A 14,408-nucleotide genomic window follows, 5' to 3' on the forward strand; every position below is an offset into this window, starting at 1 on the left:
GCCGGGCCGGTCCGCACCGGGCGGGCCCTCGTCGGGCCGCCCGCCGCCCGGCCGGCCGTGCTCAGGCCCGGGCCGGGCCGCGGTCCAGGGCGGACCGGCCGGCAGCGTCGAGCACCGCCTCGTCGGGGGCGAAGTGCACCCGCCCGCTGAGCACGTCGCGCAGGTAGCGCTCCAGCGGGTGACGCCGGCTCAGACCCGGGTTGCCGGTGAGCGAGACGGCCTGCTGGACCGCCGAGATCGCCGCGCGGGAGGCCAGCAGCTGGGCCGGCCCGGTCCGGGCCACGGCGTCCGGCTCGGCGAGGTCGACGCGCGGGGCGAGGCCGCCCACCAGCTCCTCCGCGCCGATCAGCAGCGCCTCTATCTCGCCCAGCGCCGCGCGGTAGCGCGGCAGCGCGGCCAGCGGCTCGGTGAGATTGGCCGGAGTGCGCTGGTTGAGGAACCGCACCAGCCAGTCCTGGGCGGCGCGCGCCACTCCCAGGTACACCGCCGCGAGCGCCAGGTCGTGCCAGGCCCGGGTGAGGGCCGCCTCGGCGCCGGCGGCCGGATTCTCCCGGCCGCCGAGGCCGAGCGCGAGGTCGGTGGGCACCCGGACGCCGTCCAGCAGGACGTCGTGGCTGGCGCTGGCCCGTAGGCCGAGCTGGTCCCAGGTCGGGTCCACCTCGATGCCGGCGCTGTCGCCGCGGACCAGGAAGGTGCCGATCCGGGGCACCGGCTCGTCGGTGCGGGCCGTCACGGCCATCCAGGCGAGCGCCTCGGCGCCGGTGCAGTAGGTCTTGCGGCCGGTGATCAGCCAGCCGTCGCCGTCCCGCCGGGCGACGGTCGCCGGCAGCCCGGCCGGGTGCCCGGGCTCCGCTCTCAGGGTGTTCACCAGCGCCGGGCCGCGACGGGATTCGGTCAGCAGCCGCCGGTAGCCGGCCGCCGGCCAGCCTCCGCTGCGGGCCTGTTCGGCGTGCTGGAGCAGGGTGAACGCGGTGACCACCGCCACCGAGGCGTCGCCACGCCCGAGTTGGGCCAGCACCCGGACGATTTCGGCCAAGCTTCCGCCGGGGCCGCCGAACCGCCGGCCGACCGTCAGGGTGAGCAGCCCGGCCTCGTGAACCGCCTCGATGCCCTGGTAGGGGAAGGTCGCGTCCCGGTCGTGCTCCTCGGCCCGGGCGGCCAGCAGGTCGACGACCCGGGGCAGCCGGGCGAAGGCCTCGGCCACCGGGGAGGGCCCGTCGGCGGGTGACTGGTCGGCGGTCGTGGTGGTCATGATGGGGTGCCTCCGGGCGGCAGCGTGGCTCGGCAGAATGCGGGCGGCACGCTCTACGCGCGTGCGGGAACCGGATGCGGCGGCCCGGGACGGCCTCGGCACGAGGATCCCCGGAAGGTCAGGGCCGACTGGTCGATTCCAGCCGGTCTTGAGCCGCCGACGGGGGACGAATCCCCCTCATCTGCCCGGACACGCCGCGCTGGCGGTTCGCCGCAGGTCGAGATGCCTGCGACGGGTCAGCAGCAGGGGACGGCACGACATGTTCGCGACTGTACGAAGCGATGATCGAAACCGTCAAGCACACCCCGGCCCACCGGCCGGCGCGGAGGCGTCCCGCGCGGTCAGCCCTGCTGGAACATGTCGGCGGGCAGCGGCTTGAGCAACTGGTAGAGATCGTCCGAAATCGGCCGGTCCCAGGAGGCGATGGTGACCTGCACGCCGTCGCTGCGCCCGAACTGCGAGCAGAACACCCGCTCCTCGCTGACCTTGACCTTCTTCACGATCAGCAGGTCGTCCCCGAGCATCACCGGGAAGTCCTCGGCCGAGACGAAATCCACCGGCTCGTTGTTCTCCAGGGCCGCGAGCAACTGGCGGACCTCGAAGGGCACGCTGTCCCCGGTGTCGCGGGCCGGCGAGTTCTCCGGCAAATTCCCGATGAACATTGCGGGGCCCCGGCCGCCGAACAGGTCGTAGCGAAGGAAGATCCCCTGGCAGGAGCCGTCGGGGCCGGCCATCATGGCGGCGCCGAAATCACCGGGCCAGTCGCCCGGATCCATCGCGAGCACGTCGAAGTCCGGGCCTGCGGGCTGGCCGGAGCGACGGCGGAGAAAAGACATGGCAACATCGTACGTGCCCGGCACACCACGTTCACGAGGTGGGTCGGACAGCATGTGGAGATCCACGCTCAGAGACCAATGTTGACTCTGAGCAACCGTCCGGGCTACGTTCGGTTCAGCACGACAGCCGTTCTGGGTTCCATCCTCCGGGGGGCGGCATGTCGCCACGCGACCCCACACGCGTATCCCTCACTGTGCACACCGTCGTGCCGAACAGCAGAGCATCCAGCTTCGCCGGTCGCCGCACACACCAGCTGCACTCACAAGCCAACAGCTCGAACAACACACGAACCAGGTTCGCGGGGCCCAGGCCCGTCGCACTCGCGGATCTGCCCGGGACTCCGCCGCGTGGGGGCGTGCGGGCCCCGGGCAAACCGGAGCCGTACTTCCGAGTAGCTCTCGGATGTCCGGTTCCATCCTCCCAGCGACTGCCGACCCTTAGCGGGGTCGGGACCGGCCGACGCACCTTGGTGTGATGGGGATTCATCGGGAGGAGCCCGGCGTCGCCGCCGGGGAGCACAGCAGGCGCCGTGTCTGGCCGCGTGGGGGCGGTGGGCACGGCGTCTGCCTGCTCTCACTCTGAATCGACTTTGTCGAACAGTCAACGGAAAATATGACGTGTCGGCATCAACCGGGCCGCAGCTCGGTCACGGCCCCGTTCCGGCGCCGTTCTCCGCCAGTTTTGGGAGATTTTGCGACGTGTTCGCGCGCCGCGCCGAGCGGGACGGCCGGACCGGAGCGGTCCGTTCCGGGGCAGCCGGCGGGCGACGGCCCTTCCGGAACCGGCCGCTCCGGCGGTTCGCGCCACCCGGCCGGCCTGGGCCCCTGGCGCCTCCCGGGACCCCTCGCGCCGCGGAGCCCCGGCCTTCGAGCGGCCGGGGCCCAGGTGGGGGGCGGGGCCTCAGGTCAGGTCGAACTCGCCGTCGCGGGCGCCGAGCACGAAGGCCCGCCACTCCCCCGGGGTGAAGACCAGCACCGGCCCGTCCGGCCGGCGGCCGTCCCGCATCGCGATGTACCCGTCCACGAAGGCGATCTGCACGTCGCCGACCCCCTGGCTGCTGGACTGCCAGACGGCCCCCGCCAGGTCCGGCCGGGGCTTCTGCCCCTGCGCGAAGACCTCCGTCGAACCGGCCGTGTCCACGCTGGTACCGCTGTTGGCTGTCACTGCGTCTCCTCCCGACGTCGTCCGGAGGCCAGCGTAGCCAGACCACCCGGCCCGGACGCGGTTCCCGGTCAGGACGCCCCCGCCGGGGGGCCGCAGGCCCGACCCGGCCACGGCGGCGCACCGACTGTGCTAGGCGTCCGGCGCCGGTCGCGGCCGGCCGGCAGCCGTGCGGCGGCCGGGGGGACGAGCGCCGACGGGCCGTCAGGGTGCCTCGGCGAGGCGAACACACGGGCCCGGTTCAGCCCGCGCGGCCCGGCCGACTGACAGAGTGAGACCGGACCGGGGCCGGCAGGACCTGCCCCGGCTCCCCGCCCTCGCACGCCAGCCCGCTCACCCGTTTCCCCAGGAGCAGCCGATGAGCCGCCGGGACGGCACCCGCGCCGACGTCATCCCCATTTCCGACGCGCCCTCGGCCCACACCCCGGCCCCCCGCGCGCCGTCCTCGCCCGCCAAACTCCCCAAGCCCTCGGGCGGCCGCCCCCCGGCGCACGGCAGGGTCGGGGTCGTGCTGGTCTCGCACAGCGAGGAGTTGGCCGCCGCGGCCGGTGCGCTGGCACGGTCCCTGGCCGGGCCCGCCGACCCGGCCCCGGTGGCGACCACCGGCGGCGGCCTCGCGGACGGCCCCGGGATCAGCGCGGTGCTGGTCGCCGCGGCCACCCGGCGGGTCGACCAGGGCCACGGGGTGGTGGTGCTCGCCGACCTGGGCGGCGCGGTGGGCACCGTCCGCGCCCTGCTCGCGGCGGCGGACGAGCACGGTCTGCCCTTCCCCGTTCGGTTCGCGGACGCGCCCTTCGTGGAGGGGGCGGTCGCCGCGGTGGCGACCGCCACGGCGGGCGGGGACCTCTCGGCGGTGCTCGACGCGGCCGAGGAGGCCTACCGGCAGCGCAAGGACTGACCCGGGCGGGCCCGGACCGGCCCGGACGGCTCGCGAGGGCCCGTCACGTCCGGCCGGGTGTCACGTCCGGCCCGCGGACGGGATCGGCGCCGGGCGCGGCGGGGCCGGGCCGGGCCCCGGCGCTCAGGGGCGATGAGCCGTCGTTCTCGGCGAACCACCCCACCAAGGGTGACCGCGCGGCTACTATCGGCTGCAGAGACCGGCTCCCCGCCGGACTCCGGCGGTCGAGGGGGGTTCCTCAGCCATGCGCGTCGTCGTCACCGGCAGAGCCGGCTCCACCCGCACCGACCCGGCCCAGGCCCCGCCGGGTCGGACCGCGCCACCACGGCACCGGGCTCGGGGCGCCACCGCGGTTCTTCACCGTGCGGCACCGACCGCGGGCGGGATCGGGCCGCCGGACGCTTCGCCGCGCCCGACGGCCCTGCGGGTCAGTCCAGCCGGCCCGCCAGTACCTCCGGGGCACCGTCCAGGACGAAGGCCGTCTCGCCCTTGCAGTCCAGGGCGTGCCGGAGCCGGTTGAGGATCCGCGGCTCCAGTTCGGGCAGGGCGTCCGGCTCGAACCAGCGGATGTCCAGCGACTCGTCGTCGTTGACCCGGGCCTCGCCGCCCACCATCCGGCAGCGGAAGGTGAGTTCGAGGTACTGGCTGTGGTCGCCGTTGGGGTACTCGACCACCGGCGAGACGGTGACCGAGGCCAGCACCTCGGGCACGACCACCACCCCGGCCTCCTCGAACACCTCCCGGACCAGCCCGTCGGCGGGCTGCTCGCCCGGGTCGAGGATGCCCCCGATCATCGACCACCGGCCGTCGTCCGCGCGCTGACCGAGCAGGATCCGCCCGTCGTCGTCGACGATCGCGGCCGCGACGCCGTTCAGCCAGAGCAGCCGGGTGCCCACCACCGAGCGGAGGTCCGCCAGAAACTGAGGAATAGCCATGCCCGAACCCTACGCCCGGGCCGGCGCACGAGGGCCCGGCGCCGCTTCGAGGGCAGGGGCCGGGCCGGGTGCTCGGGCGGCGCCGGGTTGACCTGCCGTCATGCCCGGCCCTCCGTTCCACCGGCCTGGGCCACCCGTCGGCCGGACGTCGGCGGGCCGGCGCCGGCCCGCCCGGCAGCGTCGGACCGGGTCGGCAACGGGCCGGGTCAGCAGCGGGGACCGGCGCTCTCCTCCGACCGGTCGGCCCGGGGCACGCGTGGCCCGGCGGCCTGCCGGGACGCCCCCGGGAGCGGTGGCACGGTGACGGACCCGGTTGCCGTTGCGGGTGGGGTGGCTGCCGGTGGGGTGGCTGCGGGTGGAGTGGCTGCCGGCGGGGTCGCGGGGACGACCACCGGGCCGCCGCCCGGTCGCAGCAGCAGCTTCACGGTGCGGGCCAGGATCCGCAGGTCGAGCCGCAGGGAGCGGTGCTCGACGTACCAAAGGTCGAGGGCGGCACGCTGCGACCGGCTGACCGCGGCGCGGCCGCTGACCTGGGCCCAGCCGGTGAGGCCGGGCCGGACGTCGTACCGGCCGTACGGGCCGGGTGACCGCCCCGGGGCCTGCCCCGGCGGGTCGGGCCGGGGACCGATCACCCCCATCTCACCCCGGACGACGTTCCAGAGCTGCGGGAGCTGCTCCAGGCCGGTGCGGCGCAGCAGGGCACCGAGACGGGTGGTGCCGGAGGCGGCCGGCCCGCCCGGGACGCGCGCCGCACGGGTGGTACGGAAGGCCAGGACCTCGAACGGCCGGCCGTGCCGTCCCGTCCCGGGCCGCCGCACGAGTACCGGGCCGCCGCAGGTGCAGCGGATCAGCAGGGCGATCAGCAGGCCCAACGGGATGGCGGTGATCCCGGCCAGTGCGGTGATCGCGAGGTCCGCCGCCCGCCTCATCGGCCGGTCCGGACGGAGCGGGCCGTCCCGGCCAGGGGGCGGGCGGCGGCCTGGCGGGCGGCGCGGGGCCGGACAGCCCGGGGCCGGACGGCGCGGGCGTACGCGCGGCGGTCCGGGGCGTACGCCCGGGAGGGGTGCGCGGTCAGGGGTACGGGCCCGGGCTGCGGCGCCCGGCGCCGGCCCGGCCGGTCAGACACGGGGCCCGCCGGCTCGGAAGCGGTGGCGGTGGCCGTCCGGAGGTGGCGGCGCCCGGGAAGCGGGTGGCCGTCCGGCCCGGTCGTGCCCATCGCGCTCCCCCTTCGCGGTGCCCGCCCCCGCGCCGTCGGCCGGTCGGCCCGACGGTGGTCGGTGCGCGGGAGCGGTTTCACCGTAGGGGGAGGCGCGGCGCCGAGGCCGAAGGAGAGGGCAGAAGGGCGGAGACCGTCCGGAATCCGGCCGGTTCTGCTGCCTTCCCGGCGATCCCGCCCGCCTGGTGCGAACAGAACGTCCCCGGCCGGCCGTCGGCCGTCCCCGTCGGAGTGGCCCGCGGGGAGCCGTCGGAGCAGTGGGGTCAGAGGGTCACGCCGCGCCCGTGGCGGAGCACCGTGAAGGCGATCCGGCCGAGCAGCAGCACGCCCGCGGCCAGGCAGCCGGCGACGGCCATCACCCAGGCCGGCCCGTCGGTGTCGGGGACGGCCACGGCGACCACGATCCCGACCGCGAGGCAGGCCAGGCCGACCACGGTGAGCGGGAGCTGGTGGCGGTGCAGGGCCCCGCCGCTCCAGAGCCGGGCGGCCCGGGAGAGCGGCTGGGTCAGGGAGTGATCATGGTCCGCGTCTGCCATGAGACCCAAGGTACATCCGCCCGGCCCCGGGAGCAGCCCCTGCGGGCGCGGCACTCCCGCACGGGTCCGCCCGCGTCACGACGGCCCCGCCGGACCCGTCCGAAAATCGGGCCCCGGACGGTACAACCATCCTCGGCCCGTATCGGTCTCCCCTACATCGAGCGATCCAGGAGCCGTCCGCGGTACGGGTTGGGAGTCCCCGCCGAGGACCGGAGAACCAGGGGGCGGAGCCGCCGCGCCCAGGTGTCGGAGGCCGGGCTCAGTCCTCCGACGGTACCGCCACGCCGCGTGGGCGATCGAGGGGGAACCGTGTCGTATTCCGAGACCACGAGGGTCAGAGGCCTTCCGTCGGCGTTCGCGCCGCTCGGCCTCTCCGGGCTGACCGGGCTGACCGGGGCGCCGGGCCGGTCACGGCCGGCCGGCCCGACGGTCGGCGCTCCGACGCGCCCCGAACCGGCCGGCCCCGATCCGGTGCGCCCCGCCGGGGCCGGCCGGCCCGTCGCCGTGCCCGACCGCCCGGACGGGCACCGCCCGCACCCCGGCCGGCCCGGCGACTGGCTGCGCTTCGCACCCGTCCAGCCGCTCTACCGGGCCCGGGCGGCCCAGCGGCTGGCCGTCCTCGCCTACCACGGGGTGACGGACCCGCGGTCCTTCGGCGCCCAGCTGGACCGGCTGCGCCGGCTCGCCGTGCCGGTGTCGCTGGAGGCCGTCCAGCGGGCCGTGGCCGAGCAGCGGCCGCTGCCGCCCCGCAGCGTGCTGATCACCTTCGACGACGCCGACCGCAGTGTGCTGACCCACGCCCTGCCCGAACTGACCCGGCGCGGCATCCCGGCCGCGGCGTTCGTGATCTCCGAGCTGATCGGCACGGACCGGCCGTTCTGGTGGCACGAGGCGGCCTTCCTCGCCCGGCACGGCGGCCGGGCCCGCTCGATCTGCACCGACCGGCCGTCCCAGCTGCTCCCCCGGCTCAAGTCGCTGCCCGACCCGGACCGCCGGCGCAGCCTCCAGGAGCTCCGGGTCAGCGCGCACCGCCGGCCCCCGCGGCAGGAGCAGCTCACCCCGGAGGACCTGCTGGCCCTGCGCGACGCCCGGGTGGCGATCGGCAACCACACCCAGGGGCACCCCTGTCTGGGCCGCTGCGACGCCGCGACCGTACGGGCCGAGATCACCGGTGCGCACGACGCCCTGACCCGCTGGCTCGGCGAGCCGCCGGTGGCGTTCGCGTACCCCGACGGCGGCCACGACCCGCGGGCCGAGGCGGTGCTGGACGAGCTGGGCTACCGGCTCGGCTTCCTCTCCGACCACCGGCTCGGGCCGCGGCTGCCGGAGCACCCGCTGCAGATCAGCCGTCTCCAGGTGGACTCCACCACCAGTGCGCGGCGCTTCGACACCATCCTGTCGGGGCTGGAGCCGGCCTACCGCCGCTGGCGGGGGCAGTCGGTGGCCTGAGGGCGGCACCGGGCCCGGGCCGGCGCCCGGAGCCCCGAGGCGGGTGCCGACGGCCGGGCGCACAGTGCCGGGCCGGGGCCGGTGTTCGACGCCGGTGATCCGCGCCGGTGACCGGTCAGGCCCGGGCGGGTGCCTGGGCCTCGGCCCGGGCCTGGGCGGCCAGCAGGCGGCCCTCGGCGTAGTGCGCGGCGGCGGGGCTCAGGCCGGCCGGGCGGCCGCTGTGCAGCACCGTGAGCCGGCCGGTGCCCGCCCCGGCGGCGCGGCCGAGGTCCGCGATCCGGCGCAGCGCCTGGGCGGCGACCGCGCCGGCCGAACCGTGCAGCACCAGGTCGGGGGCGGCGGCGGGGGCCACCGCGGCCCGGATCCGCTCGGCGACGAGCTCGTAGTGGGTGCAGCCGAGCACGATCGCCGCCGCGCCCGCCGGGGTCAGCGCCGCGGCCGCGGCCACGGCGGCGTCGATCGCCGCGTCGTCGGCTCGCTCCACCGCGTCGGCGAGGCCCGGGCAGGCCACCTCGGTGACGGCGGCCCGGCCGGCGAAGTCACGGATCAGGCCGCGCTGGTACGGGCTTCCGGTGGTCGCCGGGGTGGCCCAGATCGCCACCGGCCGGCCGGCCGCGGCGGCGGGCTTGATCGCCGGGACGGTGCCGATCACCGGCAGTCCGGGCTCCAGCTCCGCCCGCAGCGCCTCCAGCGCGTGGACCGAGGCGGTGTTGCAGGCGACCACCAGTGCGTCCGGCTCGTGCGCCGCGGCCGCCCGCGCGCAGGCCAGAACGTGCGCCGTGATGTCCGCCGGCGTACGCGGGCCCCAGGGCATGCCGTCCGGGTCGGAGGTGAGCACCAGGTCCGCGTCGGGCCGAACGGTGCGCAGTGCGGCGGCGGCCGCCAACAGGCCGATTCCGGAGTCCAGCAGTGCGATCTTCACGGGGAACGACTCTAGTCGATCCACCCCTGGCGCCCCCCGGTGCGGCAGACTGCCCGGGTGACGGTCCTGCTGTGGGTCTCCCTGCTCTCCCTGCTGGTCTGGCTCTGGCTGACCTGCTGCCACGGGTTCTTCTGGCGCACCGACGTGACCCTGCCGGAGCGCCGTGCGCCCGACCGCTGGCCGGACGTGGCGATCGTGGTGCCGGCCCGGGACGAGGCCGACGTCCTGCCGCTCACCCTGCCCGGCCTGCTGGCGCAGGAGTACCCCGGCCGGGCCCGGGTGATCCTGGTCGACGACCACAGCGGGGACGGGACGGCCGGGCTCGCGGCCGCGCTGGCGGACTCCGGCGCCCTGCCGCTCACCGTCACCGCCCCTCCCCCGCTGCCGGCCGGCTGGACCGGGAAGCTCTGGGCGCTGCGCCACGGCGTCGAGCTGGCCTGCGCCGGGCCGCCGGCGGACCGGCCCGCCTACCTGCTGCTGACCGACGCCGACATCGCGCACGGTCCGCGGTCGCTGGCCGCGCTGGTGTCGGCCGCCGGGAGCGCCGGCCTGGACCTGGTCTCGCAGATGGCGCGGCTGCGGGTGAGCACCCGGTGGGAGCGGCTGATCGTGCCCGCCTTCGTCTACTTCTTCGCCCAGCTCTACCCCTTCCGCCGGAGCAACCGGCCGGGCAGCCGGACGGCGGCGGCCGCCGGCGGCTGCTCCCTCGTCCGGACGGACGCGCTGGAGCGGGCCGGCGGGGTGGCGGCGATCCGCGGCGCGGTGATCGACGACGTGTCCCTCGCCAAGGCGGTGAAGGCCACCGGCGGGCGGATCTGGCTGGGCCTCGCCGAACAGGTGGACAGCGTCCGGCCGTACCCGGGGCTGGCGCCGCTGTGGCGGATGGTCTCGCGCAGCGCGTACGCGCAGTTGCGGCACTCTCCCGCGCTGCTGCTCGGCACGGTGCTCGGCCTGGTCCTGGTCTACCTGGTGCCGCCGGCCGCGACCGTGGCGGGGCTCGCGGCCGGGCGGCCGGACGTGGCGGCGGCGGGCGCGGCCGCCTGGGCGCTGATGGCCGGGACGTACCTGCCGATGCTGCGCTACTACGGCCGGCCGGCCCTGGCCGCGCCGTTGTTGCCGTTCACCGCGTTCCTGTACCTGCTGATGACGGTCGACTCGGCGGTGCAGCACCGGCGCGGCCGGGGCGCGGCCTGGAAGGGCCGGACGTACCAGGGCCTGCCGGACAACTGACCGCCCGGCGGGTGCGCGGCGGCCCGGTGCCGGTGTCCGGCAGCGGCGTCCCGATCGGTCCGGGAGCGGCCCGGGGCAGCTCCGGCCCCGGGCCCGGCAGGGGCGTACGGACGGGGCGGGAAAAGCCAGGACGGGCGGGGGCCCGGTGGGCGACACTGGCCGGATGGACCGCCGAACGATCTCCCGCATCGCCCACACCGACCATCCGATCGCCGCGCCGGTCGCGGACGAGGCGGTGGCCCGGCTGATCGGCCGCGCCGCGCGGGCCGAGTCCGGGCGGGCGCTGGACCTGGGCTGCGGGGAGGCCGGCTGGCTGCTGCGGACGCTGGCGGCGAAGCCCCGCTGGCAGGCGGTGGGGGTCGACCTGGACCCGGCCGGCCTGAACCGGGCCCGGCAGACCGCGCAGGCGATGGGGCTGGAGCGGCGGATCGGCCTGCACCACCTGGACGCCACCGGGTTCACCGCCAAGGAGCCCTTCGACCTGGTGCTGAGCATCGGCGCCACGCACGCCTTCGGAGGGCTGGCGGCCACCCTGGCGGCGGCCGGCCGGCACCTGGCGCCCGGCGGACGGCTCCTGGTCGGCGACGCCTTCTGGGAGCGGGACCCGGCGCCGGCGGCGCTCGACGCGCTGGGCGCGGCCCGCGAGGACTTCACCGACCTGGCCGGCACCCTGGACCTGGTCCGGGCCGAGGGCTGGACACCCGTCCACGGTCATGTCAGCAGCGTGCAGGAGTGGGACGACTACGAGCTCTCCTGGACGGGCTCGCTGTCCGAGTGGGCCCTGGACCACCCGGAGCACCCGGACAGCGCGGCCGCCCTGGCGGCGGCCGACGTGCACCGCGCCGAATGGCTGCACGGCTACCGGGGGACGCTCGGGTTCGTCACCCTGCTGTTGCGGCGCACCTCGGCGCCCTGACGGCTCCGCCGGCCGCACCGGCACCGACGGGCGCCGGCCGGCCGCGCGTGCGTACGCGGCCGGGCGGCACCCGTTCGTGGCACCCGTCCGTGGCACCCGTCCGTGACGGCCTGCCGCGGGGGCTCAGCCGGCGGCGACGGCGAGCAGGGCGTCGCCGGCCGTGATCCGGCGGGTCTGCTCGGCGACCCGGCGGCCGAGGTGCTCGGCGGTGGCGAGGTCGGAGGGGTGCATCCCCTCGGGGCCCTGGTCCCCGTTGGACTGGGCGGCCGCGCCGAGCCAGAAGCCGAGCCGGTTGAGGTCCTGGTCGGAGGCGGTGCTGCGGTTCCAGCCGGGCAGCAGGCCGAGGCTGACCCAGGTCATCCCGTGCTGGGCCGCGACGATGGTGAGCGACTGCAGGGAGTTGAGCTTGTCGCCGCTCATCGAACCGGAGTTGACGAACCCGGCGGCGATCTTGTCGCGCCAGGCCTGCGCGGCCCAGCGGCCGCTGGTCAGTTCGACGAAGGCGCGGAACCCGGCGGAGACGTCGCCCAGGTAGGTGGGCGAGCCGAAGACGATGGCGTCGGCGGCGTCCAGGACCGCCCAGTCCTGCTCGGTGATCCCGTCGACGGCGATCAGGCTGACCGTGGTGCCCGGCACCTCGGCGGCGCCGCGGGCGACGGCCTCGGCCTGCCGTCCCGTGTGGCCGAAGCGGCTGTGGTAGGCGATGGCGACGGAGATGTCGTGGGACATGGCGTTCCTTATTTCTGCGTGCGGTCGAGGAAGTCGGCTATCAGCGGCGCGATTTCGGGGAGGTTCTCCTCCAGCGCGAAGTGGCCGGTGTCGAAGAGGTGCAGTTCGGCCTGGGGCACGTCGCGCAGGTAGGCGCGGGCGCCGGGCTCGGTGAAGAAGGCGTCGCCGCGGCCCCAGACGATCAGCGTGGGCGGCTGGGCGGTGCGCAGCCACTCCTGCCAGGCGGGGTAGTGGCCCAGGTTGGAGTGGTAGTCGAGGGCGAGCTCGACCTGGATGTCCTTGCGGCCGGGCAGGTCGAGGAAGTGCTGGTCGAGGGTCCAGCTGTCGGGCGCGACGGCCGCCGGGTCGGTGGTTCCGCCCTCGTACTGACCCCGCGTCATGTCGAGGGTGAGCAGGCCGCGCACCCGCTCCTCGGCGCCCTCGACGCCGGGCCGGTTGGCGATGAAGTCGAGGGCGAGGCCGGAGAGCCCCTCCTCGTAGGCGTTGCCGTTCTGGACCACCAGGCCGGTGATCCGTTCCGGGTGGCGGGTGGCCAGTCGCAGCCCCACGGGGGCGCCGAAGTCGAAGATGTACATCGCGAACCGGTCCAGCCCGAGGACCAGGCAGAAGTCCTCGACCACGTCGGCCAGTCCGTCGAAGCTGTAGCGGAAGTCGGCGGGTGCCGGGCTGTCGCTGAAGCCGAAGCCGGGGTAGTCCGGGGCGATCAGGCGGAACCGGCTGCCGAGGGCGTCGAACAGCCGGCGGAACTGGTGCGAGGCGGACGGGAATCCGTGCAGCAGCAGGAGGACCGGGGCGTCGGCGGGCCCCGCCTCGCGGTAGAAGATCCGCAGTCCGCCGGCCTCGGCGTAGCGGTGTCTGATGTGCGGGAGTGCCAGTTCGGTCATGTCACACGCTTCCCCTAAGCGGACCCGAGTTGGATTAGCCTGATGGTGGCAGACCCCTCATACAAAGACAACGGGAGTTTCGTTTGTCTCACGCCCCGGAAGGGAAGCCCGGCACCGTGCGCCCCGGCGGACGGACCGCCCGCACCCGCACCGACGTACTGGCGGCCACCCGGGCGGAGTTGACCGACACCGGTCTCGCCCGGATGACCGTCGAGAAGGTCGCGGCCCGCGCCGGGGTCGCCAAGACCACCGTGTACGCCCGCTGGCGCGACATCTCCGGCCTGATCGTCGACCTGCTCTCCGAACTGACCGTCCGGACCGTGCCGGTGCCCGACACCGGATCGCTGGAGGAGGACCTGCGGCAGCTGGCCCGCAGCCTGCTGGAGCTCTTCCGGTCCACCGAGGACCTGGTGATGTTCGAGGCGATCTTCGCCACCGCGCTGCACGACCGGGAGGCCAGGGAGGCGCTCTCCGCCTTCTACGCCTTCCGGCTGGACGCCAGCGCCGCACTGGTCGACCGCGCCGCGGCCCGCGGCGAAGTCCCGCCCGGCACCGACCGGTTGGAGGTGATCCGGACCTTGTCCTCGGCCTTCTACTACCGACGGTTCATCAGCGGCGAGCCGGTCACCGAACGGGACGCGGACCGCGCGGCGGCGGTGGCGGCGCACTCGGCGCGGGCCGGACTGCTGGTGGTGCCCCCGGCCTGACGCACGCCCCACGGGCGCACCACCGCCCCCTCCGGCCCGGGCGCTGGAGCCCGGTCAGCCCGCCTCGACCAGCCGGTCCAGCACCGCCGGCATCTCGCGGACGCCGCCCGCCGCGGTCGGCGAGGTGCGGTAGCGTCCGCCCACGACCACGCTCGGCAGCTCGTCGATCTCGTACCGCCGGAACAGCTCGGCGGCCTCCGAGGTCTGCCGGCCGACCTCCGCCGACCGGTAGGCCGCACGGAACGCCCCTCCGTCGACACCCTGGCGCACGGCCCAGGCGGTGGCGGCGTCCTCGGTGGTGACGTCCTCCTTCTGCTCCCGGACCGATCGGTAGACGGCGAGCTGGAGCCGCTCCACCTCGCCGAGCCGCTCCAGCGCGTAGTAGAGCCGGGCGTGGCCGAGCTGCCGGCCCTCGCCCGGGCTGCCCTGCCAGACGGCCGGGACCCGGCGCAGCACCACGTCGGCACCGTGGCGCCGGGCCCAGTCCTGCAACGGCTGCTCCAGCTGCTGGGAGTGGACGCAGTCGTACCAGAAGAACTCCACCGCCTCGGTCGCGGCCGCCTCGCGAACCGGCTGCGGGTGGTGCAGCTGCACGTAGGGGCGGCCCTCGGCGGGCGGCTGGTGGGTGGCGGCGCCGGCCTGGACCGGGCAGGCGGCGAGGCCGGTGGCGACGACGAGCAGGACGGCGGAGCGCAGCAGCGGTTTCACGCGGGCAGTCTGGTGCCCACCCGGTGTT

The 14,408-nt window shown here is 76.0% G+C and carries 16 protein-coding genes; 5 read left to right on the plus strand and 11 right to left on the minus strand.

Features of this window, described 5'->3' with window-relative positions:
* Positions 1-61 precede the first annotated feature (61 nt).
* The 4 genes from IE329_RS21530 to IE329_RS21540 form a co-directional block, all read right to left on the minus strand.
* The gene (locus tag IE329_RS21530; RefSeq protein WP_190212575.1) at positions 62-1,252 is read right to left on the minus strand and encodes an acyl-CoA dehydrogenase family protein; all 1,191 of its coding nucleotides are present in this window, start codon (positions 1,250-1,252) and stop codon (positions 62-64) included.
* A gap of 177 nt (positions 1,253-1,429) precedes the next feature.
* On the minus strand, positions 1,430-1,513 hold the full coding sequence (locus IE329_RS42055; protein WP_373311250.1) for a putative leader peptide: 84 nt from the start codon (positions 1,511-1,513) through the stop codon (positions 1,430-1,432).
* An 80-nt stretch (positions 1,514-1,593) separates the two neighbouring features.
* Complete coding sequence (locus IE329_RS21535; protein WP_190212576.1) at positions 1,594-2,088, minus strand: hypothetical protein; 495 nt, start codon at positions 2,086-2,088, stop codon at positions 1,594-1,596.
* A gap of 901 nt (positions 2,089-2,989) precedes the next feature.
* Complete coding sequence (locus IE329_RS21540; protein ID WP_190212633.1) at positions 2,990-3,229, minus strand: DUF397 domain-containing protein; 240 nt, start codon at positions 3,227-3,229, stop codon at positions 2,990-2,992.
* A gap of 529 nt (positions 3,230-3,758) precedes the next feature.
* Here IE329_RS21540 and IE329_RS21545 point away from each other — a divergent pair.
* Positions 3,759-4,148, plus strand: a complete 390-nt coding sequence (locus IE329_RS21545; protein WP_229927642.1) for a PTS-dependent dihydroxyacetone kinase phosphotransferase subunit DhaM — start codon at positions 3,759-3,761, stop codon at positions 4,146-4,148.
* Positions 4,149-4,576: 428 nt separating this feature from the next.
* Here IE329_RS21545 and IE329_RS21550 read toward each other — a convergent pair whose 3' ends face one another.
* The 3 genes from IE329_RS21550 to IE329_RS21560 all read right to left on the minus strand — a co-directional run bounded on the left by IE329_RS21550 (position 4,577) and on the right by IE329_RS21560 (position 6,835).
* Positions 4,577-5,083, minus strand: a complete 507-nt coding sequence (locus IE329_RS21550; RefSeq protein ID WP_190212578.1) for an NUDIX hydrolase — start codon at positions 5,081-5,083, stop codon at positions 4,577-4,579.
* Positions 5,084-5,289: 206 nt separating this feature from the next.
* Positions 5,290-6,012 (minus strand): sugar transferase, encoded by a 723-nt coding sequence (locus IE329_RS21555; RefSeq protein ID WP_229927633.1) that lies wholly within the window; start codon positions 6,010-6,012, stop codon positions 5,290-5,292.
* Between the two features lie 550 nt (positions 6,013-6,562).
* On the minus strand, positions 6,563-6,835 hold the full coding sequence (locus tag IE329_RS21560) for a hypothetical protein (RefSeq protein ID WP_190212579.1): 273 nt from the start codon (positions 6,833-6,835) through the stop codon (positions 6,563-6,565).
* 504 nt (positions 6,836-7,339) lie between these two features.
* On the opposite strand from IE329_RS21560, the gene IE329_RS40785 reads away from it, so the two are divergent.
* Positions 7,340-8,284: a polysaccharide deacetylase family protein gene (locus tag IE329_RS40785; RefSeq protein WP_229927634.1), complete on the plus strand. Its 945-nt coding sequence runs from the start codon at positions 7,340-7,342 to the stop codon at positions 8,282-8,284.
* Positions 8,285-8,399: 115 nt separating this feature from the next.
* Here the strand turns inward: IE329_RS40785 and IE329_RS21570 are convergent, their stop codons facing one another.
* A complete protein-coding gene (locus tag IE329_RS21570) occupies positions 8,400-9,206 on the minus strand; it encodes a glutamate racemase (RefSeq protein ID WP_190212581.1) in 807 nt (268 codons plus the stop codon).
* A 57-nt stretch (positions 9,207-9,263) separates the two neighbouring features.
* Between IE329_RS21570 and IE329_RS21575 the strand changes: the two genes are divergently transcribed.
* Both IE329_RS21575 and IE329_RS21580 read left to right on the plus strand, forming a co-directional pair.
* Positions 9,264-10,436 (plus strand): glycosyltransferase, encoded by a 1,173-nt coding sequence (locus IE329_RS21575; protein WP_190212582.1) that lies wholly within the window; start codon positions 9,264-9,266, stop codon positions 10,434-10,436.
* Between the two features lie 163 nt (positions 10,437-10,599).
* Positions 10,600-11,352, plus strand: coding sequence for an SAM-dependent methyltransferase (locus tag IE329_RS21580; protein WP_190212583.1), 753 nt, complete (start codon positions 10,600-10,602; stop codon positions 11,350-11,352).
* 123 nt (positions 11,353-11,475) lie between these two features.
* On the opposite strand, the gene IE329_RS21585 is transcribed toward IE329_RS21580, so the two are convergent.
* Positions 11,476-12,081: a flavodoxin family protein gene (locus IE329_RS21585; RefSeq protein ID WP_190212584.1), complete on the minus strand. Its 606-nt coding sequence runs from the start codon at positions 12,079-12,081 to the stop codon at positions 11,476-11,478.
* Between the two features lie 8 nt (positions 12,082-12,089).
* Positions 12,090-12,965, minus strand: a complete 876-nt coding sequence (locus tag IE329_RS21590) for an alpha/beta fold hydrolase (RefSeq protein ID WP_190212585.1) — start codon at positions 12,963-12,965, stop codon at positions 12,090-12,092.
* Between the two features lie 83 nt (positions 12,966-13,048).
* Here IE329_RS21590 and IE329_RS21595 point away from each other — a divergent pair, with 83 nt between their 5' ends.
* A complete protein-coding gene (locus tag IE329_RS21595) occupies positions 13,049-13,672 on the plus strand; it encodes a TetR/AcrR family transcriptional regulator (RefSeq protein ID WP_190212586.1) in 624 nt (207 codons plus the stop codon).
* 54 nt (positions 13,673-13,726) lie between these two features.
* On the opposite strand, the gene IE329_RS21600 is transcribed toward IE329_RS21595, so the two are convergent.
* Positions 13,727-14,380, minus strand: coding sequence for a thiol:disulfide interchange protein DsbA/DsbL (locus IE329_RS21600; RefSeq protein ID WP_190212587.1), 654 nt, complete (start codon positions 14,378-14,380; stop codon positions 13,727-13,729).
* Positions 14,381-14,408: the final 28 nt, after the last annotated feature.

The sequence above is a fragment of the Kitasatospora indigofera genome, assembly GCF_014655955.1.
Lineage (GTDB): Bacteria > Actinomycetota > Actinomycetes > Streptomycetales > Streptomycetaceae > Kitasatospora > Kitasatospora indigofera.